The organism is Microbacterium sp. MMO-35 (genome assembly GCF_037147555.1).
In the GTDB taxonomy this organism is placed as follows: Bacteria; Actinomycetota; Actinomycetes; order Actinomycetales; family Microbacteriaceae; genus Microbacterium.
In genome coordinates this window covers 233,094-249,549 of the sequence record NZ_JBBCVH010000001.1, presented here as the reverse complement: position 1 = coordinate 249,549, position 16,456 = coordinate 233,094, and the positions used below count along the sequence as shown (strand labels likewise).

Sequence of the window (16,456 nt, the reverse complement as noted above, 5' to 3'; positions counted from 1 at the left end):
ATCCCGGCGGGCATCGCGGTCCGGATCCGCGCGGACGACGTCCGCATCCCGCGCAGAGGTGCGTCGGGGACAATGGACCCATGCCCCTGAACGACGCCCCGCTGCTGCGCGCCCTTGCCGGTATCCGCCCCGAGACGACCCCGGTGTGGTTCATGCGCCAGGCGGGACGCTCGCTGCCCGAGTACCGCGACCTCCGTGTCGGGACCCGCATGCTGGACGCCTGCCTCACGCCCGACCTCGCCGCGGAGATCACGCTGCAGCCCGTGCGCCGCCACAGCGTCGACGCGGGCATCTTCTTCAGCGACATCGTGGTGCCGCTGCGTCTCGCCGGCGTCGAGGTCGAGATCGAGCCCGGTCGCGGTCCGGTGTTCGCCGAGCCCGTGCGCACGGCCTCCGACGTCGACCGGATCACCGCGATCGATCCGGCATCGCTCGACACGACGCAGATCGAGGAGGCGGTGCGTCTCGTGGTCGCCGAGCTCGGCGACCGCACCCCGCTGATCGGCTTCGCCGGCGCCCCGTTCACCCTCGCCGCCTACCTCGTCGAGGGGGGTCCCTCGAAGGAGCACCTGCGCGCCCGGGCGATGATGCACACGGATCCGGATTCCTGGAACCGTCTCGCGGGCTGGCTCGCCGAGGTCTCGCGCACCTTCCTCGCCGCTCAGCGGGCGGCGGGCGCGAGCGCCGTGCAGCTGTTCGACTCCTGGGCCGGTTCCCTGAGCCCCGCCGACTACCGCGCCTTCGTCGCGCCGCACTCGGCCGCCGCGGTCGACGGGATCGACGCCCCGGTCATCCACTTCGGGGTCGGCACCGGGCCCTTCCTCGGCGACATGCGGCTCGGCGGGCGCGCCGCCGCGGTCGGCGTCGACTGGCGCCTGCCGCTGGACGAGGCGGTCGCCGTGCTCGGCCCCGACGTCACGGTGCAGGGCAACATCGACCCCGCGCTGCTCACCGCTCCCTGGCCGGTGATCGAGGCGCACGTCCGCGAGGTGCTCCGGCGCGGGGCCGCGGCCCGGGCGCACATCCTGAACCTCGGCCACGGGGTGCCCCCCGAGACAGACCCGGCGGTGCTCACCCGCATCGTCGAGCTCGCCCATTCCGTGCGCACCGAGCCGGCCGCCGAGGCCGCGCGATGACGGATCCGCGGTCCGGCGACGGCGGCGCGCCGGAACCGGCGCACACGCCGGAGCTCGCCGAACGCGCGGCACGACGGAGGGTCGCCGTGATCGGCGGCGGCGTGGCGGGCCTCGTGGCGGCGGAGTCGGTCGCCGCGATCGGCGCGCACGCCACGGTGTTCGAGGCGCAGGAGCGCGCGGGCGGCGCGGTGCAGGCGGGCGAGGCGGACGGGCTGGTGTTCGACGCCGGGGCGGAGAGCTTCGCGGTGCGCGGCGGCCACGTGCGCGCCCTCATCGACGACCTCGGCCTCGGCGACCGCGTGTGCACCCCGGAACCCGGCGGCGCGTGGGTGGCCGGCATCCCCGGAGGTGCGGCGCCGCTGCCGCACGGCGGCCTGCTCGGCATCCCGGCCAATCCGTTCGCGGAGGACGTGCGGCGCGTGATCGGCTGGAACGGCACGTGGCGGGCCTGGCTCGACCGGCTGCTGCCGCCGCTCACGATCGGCCACGACCGCAGCCTAGGCCGCCTCGTGCGCAGGCGCATGGGCGCCCGTGTGCTGGACCGGCTCGTCGCGCCCGTGAGCACCGGTGTGTACTCCGCGCATCCGGATGACATCGACGTCGACGTCGCGGCCCCCGCGTTGAACGCGGCGCTGACCCGCGTCGGCTCCCTCTCCGGGGCCGTGGCCGAGATCACCGGCGGAGCGGGCCGGGCCCCCGGCGCAGCCGTGCAGGGACTCGACGGCGGCATGGCCGGCCTCGTCGACGCGCTCGTCGCGCGCATCGAGCTGCTCGGATCCGAGGTGCGCACCGCGACGCCGATCGAGCGTCTCGACCGCGACGGCGAGCGCTGGATCGTGCGCGTGGTCGAGTCCGGCGAACCGGGGGAGCAGGGCGAGGAGGTCGCCGACGGGATCCCCGAGTCCTTCGACGCCGTCATCCTCGCCGTCGACGAGGGCACGGCCCGCCGGCTGCTCGCCCCGCACGTGCCCGAGCTCGCGGAGGTCGCCGCCGCGTCGTCGCCCCGCATCGAGATCGTCACCCTGGTGCTCGACGCCCCGGTGCTCGACGCGGCGCCGCGCGGATCCGGCGTGCTCACGGTTCCCGGCTCGCACGTCGCGAAGGCCCTCACCCACAGCACCGCGAAGTGGGCGTGGCTGCGGGAGCGGGCGGGATCCCGGCATGTCGTGCGGGTGTCGTTCGGCGCCCAGGACGAGGGCCCCGCGACCGCTGCGCTCGACGACGAGGCCGCCGCCGCGCTCGCCCTGGCCGAGGCGTCGGCGCTCCTCGGAGTCGCCCTGCCGCCCGATCGGCTGCGCGGCAGCCACCGCGCCCGCTTCGTTCAGGCGCAGCCCTCCGCGGTCGCGGGAGCCGCAGAGCGCCGCACGGCCGCGGCGGCCGCGATCGGCGCCGTCCCTGGGCTGGCCGCGACCGGGGCGTGGCTGAGCGGCACCGGACTCGCGCAGGTCGTGCCGCACGCGCGGGCCGAGGCGGAGCGGATCCGCCACGTCCTGCTCTGGGGATGACCGGGCGGGCGGAGGCCGCTGGGGCCGCCGTGGCGACCGATAGATGCCGAAAACGGAATACAGGGTTACGCTGGTAGCCCGCAGAGACCGCAATCGTGAGGAGACCCCATGAAGGGGAAGATCGGACTCGTCGTCGGACTCGGCGTCGGCTATGTGCTGGGCACGCGTGCCGGGCGCGAACGGTACGAACAGATCAAGAAGCAGTGGCTGAAGGTCTGGCACCTCGACCCGGTGCAGGCACAGGTGCACAAGGTGCAGGACTTCGCGAAGGCCCAGGCGGCCGCGGTGCCGCAGGCGCTGTGGACCGGCGCCGTCAAGATCGTCAAGGCCGCCACCTCCGACGGAACCCCGGGCCAGCGCGTGGACTCCACGATCGCGAGCGGCAAGGCGGTCGCGGCCGAGGTCAAGCAGGCAGCGGAGGAGACCGTCGCGGCCGCGGAGCAGAGCGTCGCCGCCGAGGAGAGCCGCACGAAGTCCCGCACATCCGCGGCCGCGAAGAGCGCGCCGAAGAAGCCGACCGCGGGCGCCTGACATGGCCGGCAACTACCGGGATCGCGCCGACGACAGCCTGCTCACGCTCCTCGGCGACATCCCCGACCTGATCAGCAACCTGGTCAAGGCCGAGATCGACGCGGCCAAGACCTGGATCTCCCGCACCGCGAAGGACGCCGGCATCGGCAGCGTCTGGTTCCTGGTCGCGCTGTTCTTCCTGTTCTGGGCCGTGCCCGTGGTGCTCGTGTTCGCGATCGCCGGGCTCTCGTCCTGGTTCCCGGTCTGGCTCTCCGCGATCATCACGTTCGGGATCCTGCTCCTGGCCGTGCTCGTGTTCGCGCTGCTCGGTCTCCTGAAGTTCCGCACCGTGCTGCGCCGGGAGAACCCCGCGCAGGCCGTGGCGACCGACGTCCGCATCGTGAAGGAGGCCGGCGATGGCCGTTGACCCGGTGAACATCCCGCGCACGGCCGTGCCGGCAGGCCTGGTCGACCCGGTCGCCTCGGCCCGCGCCGAGCTGAAGGCCGCACTGCTCGCGATCGAGGACAAGACGAACGTGCCGCGTCAGCTGCAGAAGGCCGGCGGCAAGGCCCGCGTCTTCGCGCAGCGCAACCCGGTCGGCGCCTTCGCCGCGGTCGTCGGCGTCGCGGCGGTCGTCGGCGGCGTGGTCTGGGCCGTCGCCCGCAGCATCGCCCGCTGACGCCGGTCCTCGGCGCGTCCTGGGCGCGTCCTGGGCACGGTCTTCCGCCGTCACGATCAGCACACCGAGGCACGATCAGCACACCGATCCGGCGGATCCGTGTGCTGATCGTCGCACCGTGTGCTGATCGCGACACGGGCCGCACCGGAGGCTGGATCCCCGGGCCGCGACCGAAGCCGGATCCCCGGGCCGCGCCGGACCGTGCCGGCCCGACCGTGCCGAGCCCGGACCCTGCCCGGATCCCGGCCGGATCCGGGTGCGTGTCGTCACGAGTCCCCGGCGCATAGGCGGAGGGGGCAGACTGGTCCCATGGCTGAAGCTGCAGAAACGCCCATGCTCGCCGCCGACTCCGACCCCTCGCCCCAGGGTTTCACCCTCTGGGCCGTGTGGCGCCGCGACCCCGCCGCCCCGGTGCTCGAGACCGACTCCACCGAGCTGGAGGACATCGTCCGCCACATCGAGGACGGCGGCATCAGCGTCCGCGGCTTCTACGACGTCTCCGGACTCAAGGCCGATGCCGACCTCATGGTGTGGCTGCACGGGCCCACTCCCGAGGGGCTGCAGAAGGCGCTGCGCCGGCTGCGCCGCACCGAGCTGCTGCGCACCCTGCTGCCGGTCTGGAACGTGATGGGCGTGCACCGCGACGCGGAGTTCAACCGCGCGCACGTGCCCGGCTTCCTGCGCGGCGTCGAGGCGAAGGGCTGGCTCTGCCTGTACCCGTTCGTCCGCACGCCCGAGTGGTACCTCATCGAGGAGGACGAGCGCCGCCGCATGCTCGCCGAGCACGGCCGCCGCGGCGCCGCGTTCCGCGGAGTCCTCGCCAACACGGTCGCCGCCTTCGCGCTCGGCGACTACGAGTGGCTGCTCCCGCTCGAGGCCGACGAGCCGACCGAGCTCGTCGACCTGATGCGCGATCTCCGGTACACCGATGCGCGCCGCTACGTGAAGGAGGAGGTGCCCTTCTACACGGGGCGCCGCCTGCGCTTCGACGAGATCGCCGAGGTGCTGCAGTGACCCACGCGGCCCCCCTCCGGCTCGGCACCCGCCGCAGCGCCCTCGCGCAGGCGCAGTCCGGGCAGGTCGCGAAGGTGCTGGAGAAGGTCTCCGGCCGCCGCGTGGAGCTCGTCCCCATCACGAGCGAGGGCGACACCAACCGCGCCTCGCTCAGCGAGATCGGCGGTCAGGGGGTGTTCGCCACCGCCCTCCGCGATGCGCTGCGCCGCGGGGAGTGCGACCTGCTGGTGCATTCTCTGAAGGATCTGCCCACCACGGTGCCCGAGGGCCTGGTCATCGCGGCGACCCCGGCCCGCGCCGACTCGCGCGACGTGGCCGTCACCCGCGACGGGACCGCGCTGCACGAGCTGAAGAGCGGATCCGCGATCGGCACGGGCTCGCCCCGGCGCATCGCGCAGGTGCACGTCCGCAACCCCCGGCTGCGCACGGTGGATCTGCGCGGGAACGTCGACTCGCGGCTGCAGCGGGTCGCGACCGGCGAGCTCGATGCCGTGATCCTCGCAGCCGCGGGGCTCAGCAGGCTCGACGGCGACCCCCTCGGCGAGCTGAAGGCGGAGAGCCTCGGCCTCGCGGAGTGGCCCACCGCGCCCGGGCAGGGAGCACTCGCCGTGGAGACCACGACCGATGCCCCGGACGACCTGATGGCCGTGCTGGCGGCACTGGACGACGAGGCGACCCGGATCGCCGTGACCGCCGAGCGGGCCGTGCTGGCGGGGCTGGATTCCGGCTGCCAGGCCCCGATGGCCGCGCACGCGGTGCTCGAAGGCGGGGACCTCCGGGTGCGCGCCGTGGTCTACGCGCCGCAGGACGGCTGGCGGATCGGGATCGACGTGACCGAGGCGCTGCGTCCAGCGCACGTGGAGGCGGAGGCGGCGGCCGAGGAGTATATTCATGCCAACGGCAGTGGCAACGGTGCGGACTCTGCCGATGGAGCAGACCCGATCGCCGCAGCCCGCGAGATCGGGTTGTCTGTTGCCCATCGGCTGCTCGAACGTGGGGCGGCTGACCTTCTTCCGCGCCCCTGAACCCGATGATGATGACTGAATCGAAGCAAGAGGCCAAGCCGCTGACCGGTTGGCGCGTGCTCGTGCCGCGCGGCGGTCCCTGGGGCGACGGCGTCGCCGCGAGCCTGCGCGCCCAGGGCGCGGTGCCGGTGGTCGCCCCGCTGATCAACTTCGCACCCACGAACGACCAGGCGGCCCTCGACGACGCGCTCGTGAAGCTCGCGGCCGGGGAGTTCGACTGGCTCACGATCACCAGCGCCACCACGGTGGACGTGCTCTTCGCGCACCGCGCGGAGATCCCCTCCTCCACCAAGATCGCCGCCGTCGGCGAGACCACCGCCGCCGCCCTCATGGCCGTCGGCTACCACGTCGACCTCGTGCCGGAGGACGACAACTCGGCCGAGGGCATGGCCCGGCAGATCATCGATCTGGAGCCCGAGCCGAAACGGATCCTCACCCTGCGCAGCGAGATCGCGAAGCCGCTGCTGACGAAGTCGCTCAAGAAGGCGGGACACCGCGTCTCGAGCGTCGTGGCCTACCGCACGGTCGGCGTCCCGGTCACCGAGCGGATCATGCGCGACGTGCAGAACGGACGGATCAACGCGATCCTCGTGACGAGCGGCTCCGTCGCCGAGCAGGTGCGCGAGCAGTTCCCCGAGATCCCCGACACCACGCTCCTCGCCGCGATCGGCCCCCGCACCGCGAAGGATGCGAAGAGGGCGGGGCTGCCGATCACGGTGGTCGCCGACAAGCAGACCGTCGATGCGCTCATCGACGCGGTCTCGCACTTCACCCTCCCGCACGCGGCCGACGAGTTCGCACCGTGACCGGCGGATTCCGCTCCGGCGCCGCAGGGCTGGGCGCGTCGGCCGGCTTCCCCGACGTCCGCCCGCGCCGGCTGCGTCAGTCCGCCGCGGTACGCTCGCTCGCGCGCGAGACGGACCTCCTTCCGCGGCACCTCGTCCTCCCGGCCTTCGTGCGCGAGGGCATCACCGAGCCGACGCCGATCGGATCCATGCCCGGTGTCGTGCAGCACTCGCTCGACTCGCTGCGCCGCGCGGCGGTCGAGGCCGCCGAGGCCGGCGTCACCGGTGTGATGCTGTTCGGCGTGCCCGCCGTGCGCGACGCGATCGGATCCGGGGCGGACGACCCGGACGGGATCCTCAACGTCGCGACCGCCGCCGTGGCGGCCGAGGTCGGCGACGCGCTCGTCGTGCAGACCGACCTGTGCCTGGACGAGTTCACCGACCACGGCCACTGCGGCGTGCTGGCCGCGGACGGCTCCGTCGACAACGACGCGACCCTGGAGCGGTACGTGGCGATGGCGCTGGCCCAGGCCCGCGCCGGTTCGCAGCTGCTCGGGCTGAGCGGCATGATGGACGGCCAGGTCGCCGCGGTGCGCCACGCGCTGGACGCCGAGGGCTTCCCCGACGTGCTGCTGCTCGGCTACGCGGCCAAGTACGCGAGCGCGTTCTACGGACCGTTCCGCGAGGCCGTCGACTCGCAGCTGCAGGGCGACCGCCGTACGTATCAGCTCGACCCGGGCAACCGGCGCGAGGGCGTGCGCGAGGCGCTGCTGGACGAGGCCGAGGGCGCCGACGTCGTGATGGTCAAGCCCGCGATGGCGTTCCTCGACGTGCTGCGCGAGGTGCGCGACAGCGTGCGCGTGCCCGTCTGGGCGTACCAGGTGTCGGGGGAGTACGCGATGATCGAGGCCGCCGCGCAGAACGGCTGGCTCGACCGCGAGCGCACGATCCTGGAGTCGCTGCTGTCGATCCGCCGCGCAGGCGCCGACGCAGTGCTCACCTACTGGGCGACCGAGGCCGCCCGCTGGGTCGCCCGGGGCTGACGGCCGGCCGTGCCCGCGGCGCGCTGCCGGGGCCGCCGGGGGCTGACGGCCGGCCGTGCCCGCGGCGCAGGGGCGCCCGGCCGTGCCCGCGGCGCAGGGGCGCCCGGCCGTGCCCGCCGAGCAGGAACGGCACAGCCGCCTCCGGGAGAATGGATCCATGACCGACCGCAATGACGACCTGTTCGACGCCGCCCGTGCCGTGATCCCCGGCGGGGTGAACTCGCCCGTGCGCGCCTACGGCTCGGTCGGCGGCACGCCGCGGTTCCTCGCGAGCGCCTCCGGCGCGACGGTCACGGATGCGGCCGGCACGACGTACCTCGACCTCGTCGCATCCTGGGGGCCGGCACTGCTCGGGCACGCGCACCCCGAGGTGGTCGCCGCTGTGCAGGAGTCCGCGACCCGCGGCCTGTCGTTCGGCACCCCGACCGAGGGCGAGGTCGAGCTCGCCGCCCTCATCGCCGATCGGGTGCGGCACGGCGATGCCCGGCCCGTCGAGCGCGTGCGCCTGGTTTCCACGGGTACCGAGGCGACGATGACCGCGATCCGGCTCGCGCGCGGCGCGACCGACCGCGACCTGCTCGTCAAGTTCGCCGGTCACTACCACGGGCACTCGGACGGGCTGCTGGCCGCCGCCGGATCCGGTGTGGCGACTCTCGCCCTGCCCGGATCCGCGGGCGTCCCCGCCCCGATCGCGGCGCAGACGCTCGTCATCGACTACAACTCCCCGGAGGCGCTCGCCGCGGTGTTCGCCGAGCACGGCGACCGCATCGCGGCCGTCATCGTGGAGGCCTCCGCGGCGAACATGGGCGTCGTCGCCCCGCAGCCCGGGTTCAATCGGCTCATCGCCGAGACCGCGCACGCGCACGGCGCCCTGATGATCCTGGACGAGGTGCTCACCGGGTTCCGTGTGCATCCCGCCGGCTTCTGGGGTCTGCAGCAGGCCGCCGGCGAGGCGTACCTGCCCGACATCATCACGTTCGGCAAGGTCGTCGGCGGCGGGATGCCGCTCGCCGCGCTCGGCGGCCGTGCCGAGGTCATGGACCAGCTGGCGCCGACCGGCCCGGTCTACCAGGCGGGCACCCTGAGCGGGAACCCCCTCTCGGTGGCCGCGGGACTGGCGACGCTGCGCCTCGCGACGCCGGAGGTGTACGCGCGGATCGACGCCGCCGCGGCGCGCCTGTCGGACGCTCTCGACCGCGCCCTGACCGACGCGGGGGTGGTGCACGCGGTGCCGCGTGCGGGCAACCTGTTCGGCGTGGCCTTCGCCGGGACGGCTCCGCGCGACTATGCCGAGGCTCAGGCCCAGCAGGTGTTCCGGTACGCGCCGTTCTTCCACGCGATGCGGGAGCAGGGCGTGGCCCTGCCGCCGAGCGTGTTCGAGGCCTGGTTCCTCACGGCCGCCCACGGCGACGCCGAGCTCGCCGCGATCGAGGCCGCGCTTCCCGTCGCGGCCGAGGCCGCGGCCCGCGCGACGGCCTGAGCCCGCGCGGCTCGGCGGGGGACGTCGGCGAGGCGGCTCGGCGGGGACCCGCGCGACGGCCTGAGCCGGCGCGACTCGGCGGGGGGACGTCGGCGAGGCGTGCCTGCGCAATTCAGGCTGGAGCCGGCCGGATCGGGGGATGCGGAGGCCAGAGGCCGGTCGGGACAGATCCTGGCCTGAGTTGTGCGAGCGGGGCGGGCGACCGATCCGGCGGGGTACCCCCGCGCCGGGCCCGGGCCCGGGCACGGTCGGGATCCGGATTGTGGATCTCCGCCAGCCGGATCGTTGCCGTCCTGTGAGGTGCCTCGCAGGTCAATGCCGCGGAGCGCTGGCAGACTGGGACGATGGTGACGCTGCTGCTGGATCGGACCCGCCTCGAGGTGGAGCTGTCTCCGCTCGAGCGCGCCGTCTCGTTCCGCCGCGACAACCTGCACATCGCCCGCGAGACGATCGTGAAGGTGCAGCTGACCGACGACGCCTGGACGTGGCTCCGCGGCGTGGGCAGTCCCGGCACCCACGTGCCGCTCGTGCTCGCCGCCGGCACCTGGAAATCGGCGAACGGCGACGACTTCGTCCTCATCCGGCGGCACAAGCCGAGTGTCGTGATCGACCTCGAGGGTGCCGAGTTCCAGCGTCTCGTGCTCACCACCCGGCACGGGCTGGCGCTTGCCCAGGCGCTCCGCCTCGACGCCACGAGCGAACTCGCCGAGGTCACCGACATCGCGGCGACCGGCGCCATCCCCGTCGTGGAATCGGCTGGATCCTCGCGCAAGCGCAAGCCGGCGGTCCGCCCGGCCTGAGCCGAGAGCCCCGGCGGGGCCGTGCACGACTCAGGCCATCTTCCGGCCACGGCAGCGGGTCGGCGCGGAACGCGCGGCTCTGATCGGCACCGACGGGTGTCCAGCCTGAATTGTGCGCACGGCGCCGACCAGCACCGCCGGATCCCGGGATCGCTGACCCGGATCCTCCCGGAAACGGAGTCGTCCCCCTGGGAACGGTCCATGGACCGTGCTCAGGGGGACGACTCCGTTGACGGAGGGTGCGGGATCAGTTCCCGGCGTGCTCGCCGTCGTGGTCGTGCGAGTTCTGTCCCTCGCCGTGGTCGTGCGAGTTCTGTCCCTCGCTGTGGTCGTGCGAGTCCTGTCCCTCGCCCTGGTCGCGCGATTCCTCGGCCTCGCCCTGATCGTGCTCGGCGTGCTCCGGCGCAGGCTGCTCCTCGCCCGTCGGGCCGGGGGTGTACGAGGGCGCGTCGTCGTTGTAGAAGGCCCGCGCCGCGGCGGCGAGCGATGCACTGACGGCGGCGGCCCGCGGGTCGTCGTCGTGGTGGATCTCGCCCTGGGTCACATCCTCGAGATCGTCGTCATCGTCCGGCGCCTCGTCGAGGATGACCTGGATCTCCTGGGTGCGTCCCTCGGCGAGGGCGTCGAAGATCTCGATGCCCGCGATCTGCGCGGTCTCGGTGCTCGGCTCGGGGGTGATGAACTCGTCCTCGGGGGACGGCGTGGTGATGACCGTGGTCGCGGCGGTCGGGGCGTCGTCGATGTCGTGGTGCTCGGCGGTCCCGTCCTGCGCGTCGTCGTCGGAGTGCGCGTCCTGCTTGACGTCCTCGCCCTCCCCGCCCGGCTCGCGCTGCTCGGAGTCGGCTTCGTGCTGCTCGGATGCGCCGTCCTGGTCCTCGGTCCCATCGTGGGCGGTGTGCTCCGGATCCTGCACGGCCAGCGGGACGCCGGTGATCAGGTCGTCGAACGACACCGCGGCGGCCTCGGCGGGGATCGTGAGCGCGGCGGTCTCGAACGAGCCGAGCGCGGACCCCTGCTCGTCCTCGGCGCCGTCGGCGGCGTGCGTGAGCGGGGCGTCGGAATGGCCGTCGCCGAGCGGCGCGCCGTCCTCGGATCCGGCCTGCTCCGCGGATCCGGCCTGCTCCTCGGATCCCTCCTGCTCGTGCCCGTCCTCGTGCCGCGGCTCGTCATGCGCGTCGTCGGTGACGATCGGGGCCGTCAGCGCGATGCCCGCGGCGATCGCGGCGGGCTCGTCCGCGTCGGCGCCCTCGGCGGGCTCGTCCTTGTCGGCATCTTCGGCGGGCTCGTCCTCGGCGGGAGCCTCCGGCTGCGTCGCGTCGTCGGACTCGCCCGGCGCCTCGGAGTCCTGCTCTCCGGCGTCCTCGGATCCGGCCGCGTCGCCCTCGTGCGCCTCGACCTCGGAGCCCTCCTCGGCCAGGGCCTCGGCCTCGCCGTCGGAGGGACCGTCGGAGTGCTCCTCCGCGTCCTCCGCATCCTGCTCGGCCGCATTGCTCGACGACTCGGCCTCGGCAGCGGCGCCTTCCTCCGTGGCGCCGTCGGGCTCGGCGCCCTGGTCGGCCTCGGGTGCGGAGTCGCCTGCGTCGGCGGTGCCCTCGCCCTCGTCCTGAGCGTTCTGCGCGGCGGCGTACTCCGCGGCCTCGCGGCGGGTCGTGGGGATCGCCACCGTGTTCGCGGCGTCCTCGTCGGCCGTCGCAGCGGATGCGCCGAACAGGTCTGCGGCCCCGGCTCCGGCGGCGACGACGGGCACGGCGGCGGCCGCGCCGAACAGGCCGGCGACGGGCGGGGTCACGACGGATGCGTCCTCGGCCGGCGCGGCATCCTCGGCCGCGGCGTCCTCGGCCTCCGCGCTCTCGGCCGGCTCGGCGTCCTCCGCGACGGGAGTCCCGGGGACGTCAAGGGGAGCCGCGGCGTCGCCGGGCGGAGTCACCACCGGGATTGCGCCGGTGATCGGGCTGCGACGGCCGTGCACCAGGTCGAGGAAGACCTCCTCCAGGCTCGGCCCGCGCTGCTGCAGCGTGGTGAGCGCCAGCCCCGCCGACGCGGCGACCGCGCCGACCGCGGCGGCGTCGGTGTTGTGCACCGTGAGGCCGGAGCGCAGCACGTCGAAGCTCAGCCCGGCCTCGCGCAGCGCGCGGGTGAGGGCCGCCCTGTCGTCGGCGTCGACGACGACGGAGCCCGTGGTGGGATCCGACAGCTTGCCGATGCTGTCGGCGTAGACCAGCCGGCCCTTCGAGAGCACCAGCACGTTGTCGGCGATCTGCTCGATCTCGCTCAGCACGTGCGACGAGACGAGCACCGTGCGTCCCTCGTCGGCCAGGCGGCGCATCAGCAGGCGCATCCAGCGGATGCCCTCGGGGTCGAGGCCGTTCGCCGGCTCGTCGAGCACGAGCGCGCCGGGGTCGCCGAGCAGAGCGCCGGCGACGCTGAGACGCTGGCGCATGCCGAGCGAGTAGGCGCCGATGCGCGTCTCGGTCTCGTTCTGCAGGCCCACGAGCGAGAGCACCTCGTCGACGCGGGAGAGCGGGATCCCGTTCGCCTTGGCCGCGATCGACAGCTGGCGGGGTGCGGTGCGGCGGGGCCGGTAGACGGCCTCCTCGAGCACGGATCCGATCGTGCGCAGCGGATGGCGCAGTTCTGCGTGCGTGACGCCGCCGATCGTGGCCGTGCCGGAGGTCGGGCGGATCTGGCCGAGCAGCAGCCGCAGGGAGGTCGTCTTGCCGGCGCCGTTGGGGCCGAGGAACGCGGTCACCGCACCGGGCTCGATGCGGGCGGAGAGGTCGTCGACAGCGGTCAGAACGCCGAAGCGCTTCGTCGCGTGCGAGAACTCGAGCACTTGTCCGTCGGTCATCCGCGGCCTCTCATCGATACGGCAGTTCCCCTCTATCCTGCCGGATGGGGAGTGAAAACGCAGGTTGATCCGGGCCATTCCGCCTGATTGCGCGCGGTAACGTGGCCTCCGTGAGCACTGTCGAGCACGCCCCCTCCGCCGCCTCCGTCGAACCCGAGGTGCTCGTGCGCACCGAGGGCGCACTGGGCCGCATCACGCTGAACCGCCCGCGCGCGCTGAACGCGCTGAACGTCGGCATGATCCGCGCCGTGCACGCCGCGCTGGACGCGTGGCGCGACGACAGCGACGTCGAGATCGTCTTCATCGACGGAGCCGGGGAGCGCGGCCTGTGCGCCGGCGGCGACGTGCGGGAGCTGCACGCGCAGATCGTCGCGGGTCGCAGCGCCGAGACGGTCGAGTTCTTCCGCGAGGAGTACGCGATGAACGCGGCCATCGCGGAATACCCCAAGACCATCGTCGCGATCGCCGACGGCATCACGATGGGCGGCGGCATCGGCGTCGCCGGGCACGCCGCGATCCGCGTCGTCACCGAGCGCTCGCAGCTCGCGATGCCCGAGGTGCGTATCGGCTTCACGCCCGATGTGGGCGGCACCTGGCTGCTCGGCCGCGCCCCGGGGCGCCTCGGCGAGTTCCTGGCCCTGACCGCCGGGACGATGAGCGGATCCGATGCGCTGTACGCCGGTTTCGCCGACTTCTGGGTGCCGTCCGAGCGGATCGACGCCCTCCGCGATGCGCTCGCCCACCGCGCGGATCCGACGGGGCCGAGCGAGATCGTGATGCTGTTCGACGAGACTCCGGATCCGTCCCCGCTGTCCGCGCAGCGGGCGTGGATCGACGAGGCCTTCGCCGCCGACACCGTTCCGGAGATCGTGGCGCGCCTCCAGGCGCTCCCCGAGCCGGCCGAGGAGGCGCCGGGAACCAGCGCCACCGGCACGGTGCCCGGACCCGCGGCGACCGCCGACCTCCTCGAATCGCTCGCGCCGACCGCGCTCGTGGTGACGCTCGACGCCGTGCGCGAGGCCCGGGCGATGGACTCCGTGCGCGACGCGCTGGCGGGGGAGTACCGCCGGGTGCTGTGGTTCGTGCACCATCACCCGGACCTCGTGGAGGGCATCCGGGCCCAGCTCGTCGACAAGGACCGCAACCCGCACTGGGATCCGCAGACCCTCGCGGATCTCGCCGAGGATGCCGCCGTCCCCGCCCGCGACTACGTGCCGCCGGTTCCGCTCTGGAGCTGAGGACCGTCCTCCCCACTCGCTCCGGCGAGAGAGTTCTGCACCGATCGTGCGTTTCCGCAGTCGTGGTGGGCGCGCGTCGCTAGCGTTGCTGGCGACGCGACCGTGGAGGGCGCAGAATGGGGGCGTGCACGTGTCGGTGGAGCTCATCGGAGTGGTGCTCACGGGGTTCGGCGTCGTGATCACCCTCGGTCTCGGCATGCTGTCCGGATTCGGCTGGATGGCTCGCCGGATCGACCGGGTCGACGACAAGCTGTCCGCGCGGATCGACGGCCTGTCCGCGCGGATCGACGGAGTCGAGACTGAGCTGACCGAGGTCAAGATCGGGATCGCGCGTCTCGAGGGGCCGCGACCGCACCTCATCGTGGGGCGCTGAATCCCGCGCCGGGTTCCTCAACCGGATCCGGAAATGCGCGTCCGAGCAGGGGTTCGTTTCGCCCATAGCGAAGATCTGAGTCGATCCGTCGCAAGGGGGATGTGAATGTCCGTGCCGCGTGGCATGGTGTTTCGTGGCCGTTCGTCGGCCGATCTTCCCGGGAGTCCGCCCCGGGAAGTCCGCTCCCACAAGGAAGTCCGCCTGTGCTCGGAAAGATCCTCTTCCGCTATCTGAAGCGATACAAGTGGTTGCTGCTCGGCGTCCTGGTGTTCCAGTTCGGCAGCGCGTTCGCGTCGCTGTACCTGCCGCGCCTCAACGCCGACATCATCGACAAGGGCGTCGCCAACGCCGACACCGCCTACATCTGGTCGCACGGCGGGCTCATGCTCGCGGTCTCGCTGGGCCAGATCATCGCCTCGGTCATCGCGACCTACTTCGCCGCGCGCGCGGCGATGAGCCTCGGCCGCGACATCCGCGCCGACGTGTTCAGCCGCGTGAGCGGCTTCTCCGAGCGCGAGGTCTCGCAGTTCGGCGCCGGATCCCTGATCACCCGCAACACGAACGACGTGCAGCAGGTGCAGATGCTGGCGATGATGGGCTCGACGATGTTCATCACCGCCCCGCTGCTCGCGATCGGCGGCATCATCATGGCGCTGCAGACGAACCTCGGCCTGAGCTGGCTGATCGCCGTCTCGGTGCCGGCGCTGCTCATCGTCGCCGGCATCATCATCGGCCGCATGGTCCCTCTGTTCCGCAGCTACCAGGGCAAGCTCGACAACGTCAACCGCATCATGCGCGAGCAGCTCACCGGCGTCCGCGTCGTGCGCGCGTTCGTGCGCGAGCGCATCGAGGAGGAGCGCTTCCGCGGCGCCAACACCGACATCATGGTCGTCGGCCGCAACGTCGGATCGCTCTTCGTCCTGCTCTTCCCGCTGTTCATGCTGATCCTCAACGTCACCATCGTGGGCGTGATCTGGTTCGGCGGCATCGAGGTGAACAACGGCACGGTCGAGGTCGGCACGCTGTTCGCCTTCATGCAGTACATCGGGCAGATCATGATGGGCATCATCATGTCCAGCTTCATGGCCATGATGATCCCGCGCGCCGCGGTCTCCGCCGAGCGCGTCGGCGAGGTGTTGGACGCCGAGCAGAGCATGACGCGGCCCGAGAACGGCGTCACGACCTTCCCGGTTCCGGGGGCCGTGGCCTTCGACGACGTCTCCTTCACCTACCCCGGCGCCGAGTCGCCGGTGATGCACGGGATCAGCTTCGCGGCGGAGCCCGGCGAGACCGTCGCGATCGTCGGATCCACCGGCGCGGGCAAGACCACGCTGATCTCGCTCATCCCGCGTCTGTTCGACGTCACCGGGGGCGCCGCCTTCGTCGGCGGCACGGACGTGCGCGAAGCCGACGTGGACGCCCTGTGGAAGAGCATCGGGCTCGTGCCGCAGCGTCCGTTCCTGTTCAGCGGCACGGTCGCGTCCAACCTGCGCTACGGGCGCGAGGACGCGACCGATGAAGAGCTGTGGGCCGCGCTCGACATCGCCCAGGGGAGGGACTTCGTCTCGGAGATGCCGAACGGCCTGGACTCGACCATCGCCCAGGGCGGAACGAACGTCTCCGGAGGGCAGCGCCAGCGGCTCGCGATCGCCCGCGCGATCGTCCACCAGCCGGAGATCCTCGTCTTCGACGACTCGTTCTCGGCGCTCGACCTCACCACCGACGCCCGGCTGCGCCAGGCGCTGTGGCGGGAGCTGCCGCACGTGACCAAGATCGTGGTCGCGCAGCGCGTCTCGACCATCACCGACGCCGACCGCATCGTCGTCCTCGAAGGCGGCACGATGGTGGCCGTCGGCACGCACGAGCAGCTGCTCGAGACGAGCGACACCTATAGAGAGATCGTCGAGTCGCAGCTGGGGGTGGACGCATGAGCGACAACGTGGACAAGAAGGCCGCACGCGCCGAGCGCGCGGAGGCACGCCGGGCGAAGTACGCCGGCGGATCGTCGGCGACGGCCGA

General features: G+C 73.0%; 15 protein-coding genes. 14 read left to right on the top strand and 1 reads right to left on the bottom strand.

From position 1 onward, the window contains the following. Positions 1-80 precede the first annotated feature (80 nt). The 11 genes from hemE (at position 81) to WFJ01_RS01025 (ending at position 9,978) form a co-directional block, all read left to right on the top strand. A complete protein-coding gene (gene hemE, locus WFJ01_RS01075) occupies positions 81-1,136 on the top strand; it encodes a uroporphyrinogen decarboxylase (RefSeq protein ID WP_336627950.1) in 1,056 nt (351 codons plus the stop codon). Continuing rightward, complete coding sequence (locus tag WFJ01_RS01070) at positions 1,133-2,641, top strand: protoporphyrinogen/coproporphyrinogen oxidase (RefSeq protein ID WP_336627949.1); 1,509 nt, start codon at positions 1,133-1,135, stop codon at positions 2,639-2,641. Before hemE ends, WFJ01_RS01070 begins: the two co-directional genes overlap by 4 nt. A 108-nt stretch (positions 2,642-2,749) precedes the next feature. After that, on the top strand, positions 2,750-3,172 hold the full coding sequence (locus WFJ01_RS01065) for a hypothetical protein (RefSeq protein WP_251442742.1): 423 nt from the start codon (positions 2,750-2,752) through the stop codon (positions 3,170-3,172). Between the two features lies 1 nt (position 3,173). Next, positions 3,174-3,578: a phage holin family protein gene (locus WFJ01_RS01060; RefSeq protein WP_251442738.1), complete on the top strand. Its 405-nt coding sequence runs from the start codon at positions 3,174-3,176 to the stop codon at positions 3,576-3,578. Then, a complete protein-coding gene (locus WFJ01_RS01055) occupies positions 3,568-3,831 on the top strand; it encodes a hypothetical protein (RefSeq protein ID WP_292883286.1) in 264 nt (87 codons plus the stop codon). Before WFJ01_RS01060 ends, WFJ01_RS01055 begins: the two co-directional genes overlap by 11 nt. Positions 3,832-4,140: 309 nt before the next feature. Next, entirely contained in the window at positions 4,141-4,845 is a 705-nt protein-coding gene (hemQ, locus tag WFJ01_RS01050; RefSeq protein ID WP_442928023.1) for a hydrogen peroxide-dependent heme synthase, read from the top strand. Next, on the top strand, positions 4,842-5,870 hold the full coding sequence (gene hemC, locus WFJ01_RS01045) for a hydroxymethylbilane synthase (protein ID WP_336627948.1): 1,029 nt from the start codon (positions 4,842-4,844) through the stop codon (positions 5,868-5,870). Before hemQ ends, hemC begins: the two co-directional genes overlap by 4 nt. Positions 5,871-5,881: 11 nt before the next feature. Continuing rightward, a complete protein-coding gene (locus WFJ01_RS01040) occupies positions 5,882-6,676 on the top strand; it encodes a uroporphyrinogen-III synthase (RefSeq protein WP_374208768.1) in 795 nt (264 codons plus the stop codon). Positions 6,677-6,705: 29 nt separating this feature from the next. Next, positions 6,706-7,698, top strand: a complete 993-nt coding sequence (gene hemB, locus WFJ01_RS01035) for a porphobilinogen synthase (protein ID WP_336628187.1) — start codon at positions 6,706-6,708, stop codon at positions 7,696-7,698. Between the two features lie 157 nt (positions 7,699-7,855). Beyond that, positions 7,856-9,178: a glutamate-1-semialdehyde 2,1-aminomutase gene (gene hemL, locus WFJ01_RS01030; RefSeq protein WP_336627947.1), complete on the top strand. Its 1,323-nt coding sequence runs from the start codon at positions 7,856-7,858 to the stop codon at positions 9,176-9,178. Positions 9,179-9,522: 344 nt separating this feature from the next. Further along, on the top strand, positions 9,523-9,978 hold the full coding sequence (locus tag WFJ01_RS01025; RefSeq protein WP_251442723.1) for a hypothetical protein: 456 nt from the start codon (positions 9,523-9,525) through the stop codon (positions 9,976-9,978). 247 nt (positions 9,979-10,225) lie between these two features. Here the strand turns inward: WFJ01_RS01025 and WFJ01_RS01020 are convergent, their stop codons facing one another. Beyond that, the gene (locus tag WFJ01_RS01020) at positions 10,226-12,826 is read right to left on the bottom strand and encodes an ATP-binding cassette domain-containing protein (protein ID WP_336627946.1); all 2,601 of its coding nucleotides are present in this window, start codon (positions 12,824-12,826) and stop codon (positions 10,226-10,228) included. A gap of 110 nt (positions 12,827-12,936) precedes the next feature. Between WFJ01_RS01020 and WFJ01_RS01015 the strand changes: the two genes are divergently transcribed. The 3 genes from WFJ01_RS01015 to WFJ01_RS01005 all read left to right on the top strand — a co-directional run bounded on the left by WFJ01_RS01015 (position 12,937) and on the right by WFJ01_RS01005 (position 16,368). Further along, entirely contained in the window at positions 12,937-14,064 is a 1,128-nt protein-coding gene (locus WFJ01_RS01015; protein WP_336627945.1) for an enoyl-CoA hydratase/isomerase family protein, read from the top strand. A gap of 124 nt (positions 14,065-14,188) precedes the next feature. Then, positions 14,189-14,437, top strand: coding sequence for a hypothetical protein (locus WFJ01_RS01010; protein ID WP_251442717.1), 249 nt, complete (start codon positions 14,189-14,191; stop codon positions 14,435-14,437). Between the two features lie 203 nt (positions 14,438-14,640). Continuing rightward, complete coding sequence (locus WFJ01_RS01005) at positions 14,641-16,368, top strand: ABC transporter ATP-binding protein (RefSeq protein ID WP_336627944.1); 1,728 nt, start codon at positions 14,641-14,643, stop codon at positions 16,366-16,368. Positions 16,369-16,456: the final 88 nt, after the last annotated feature.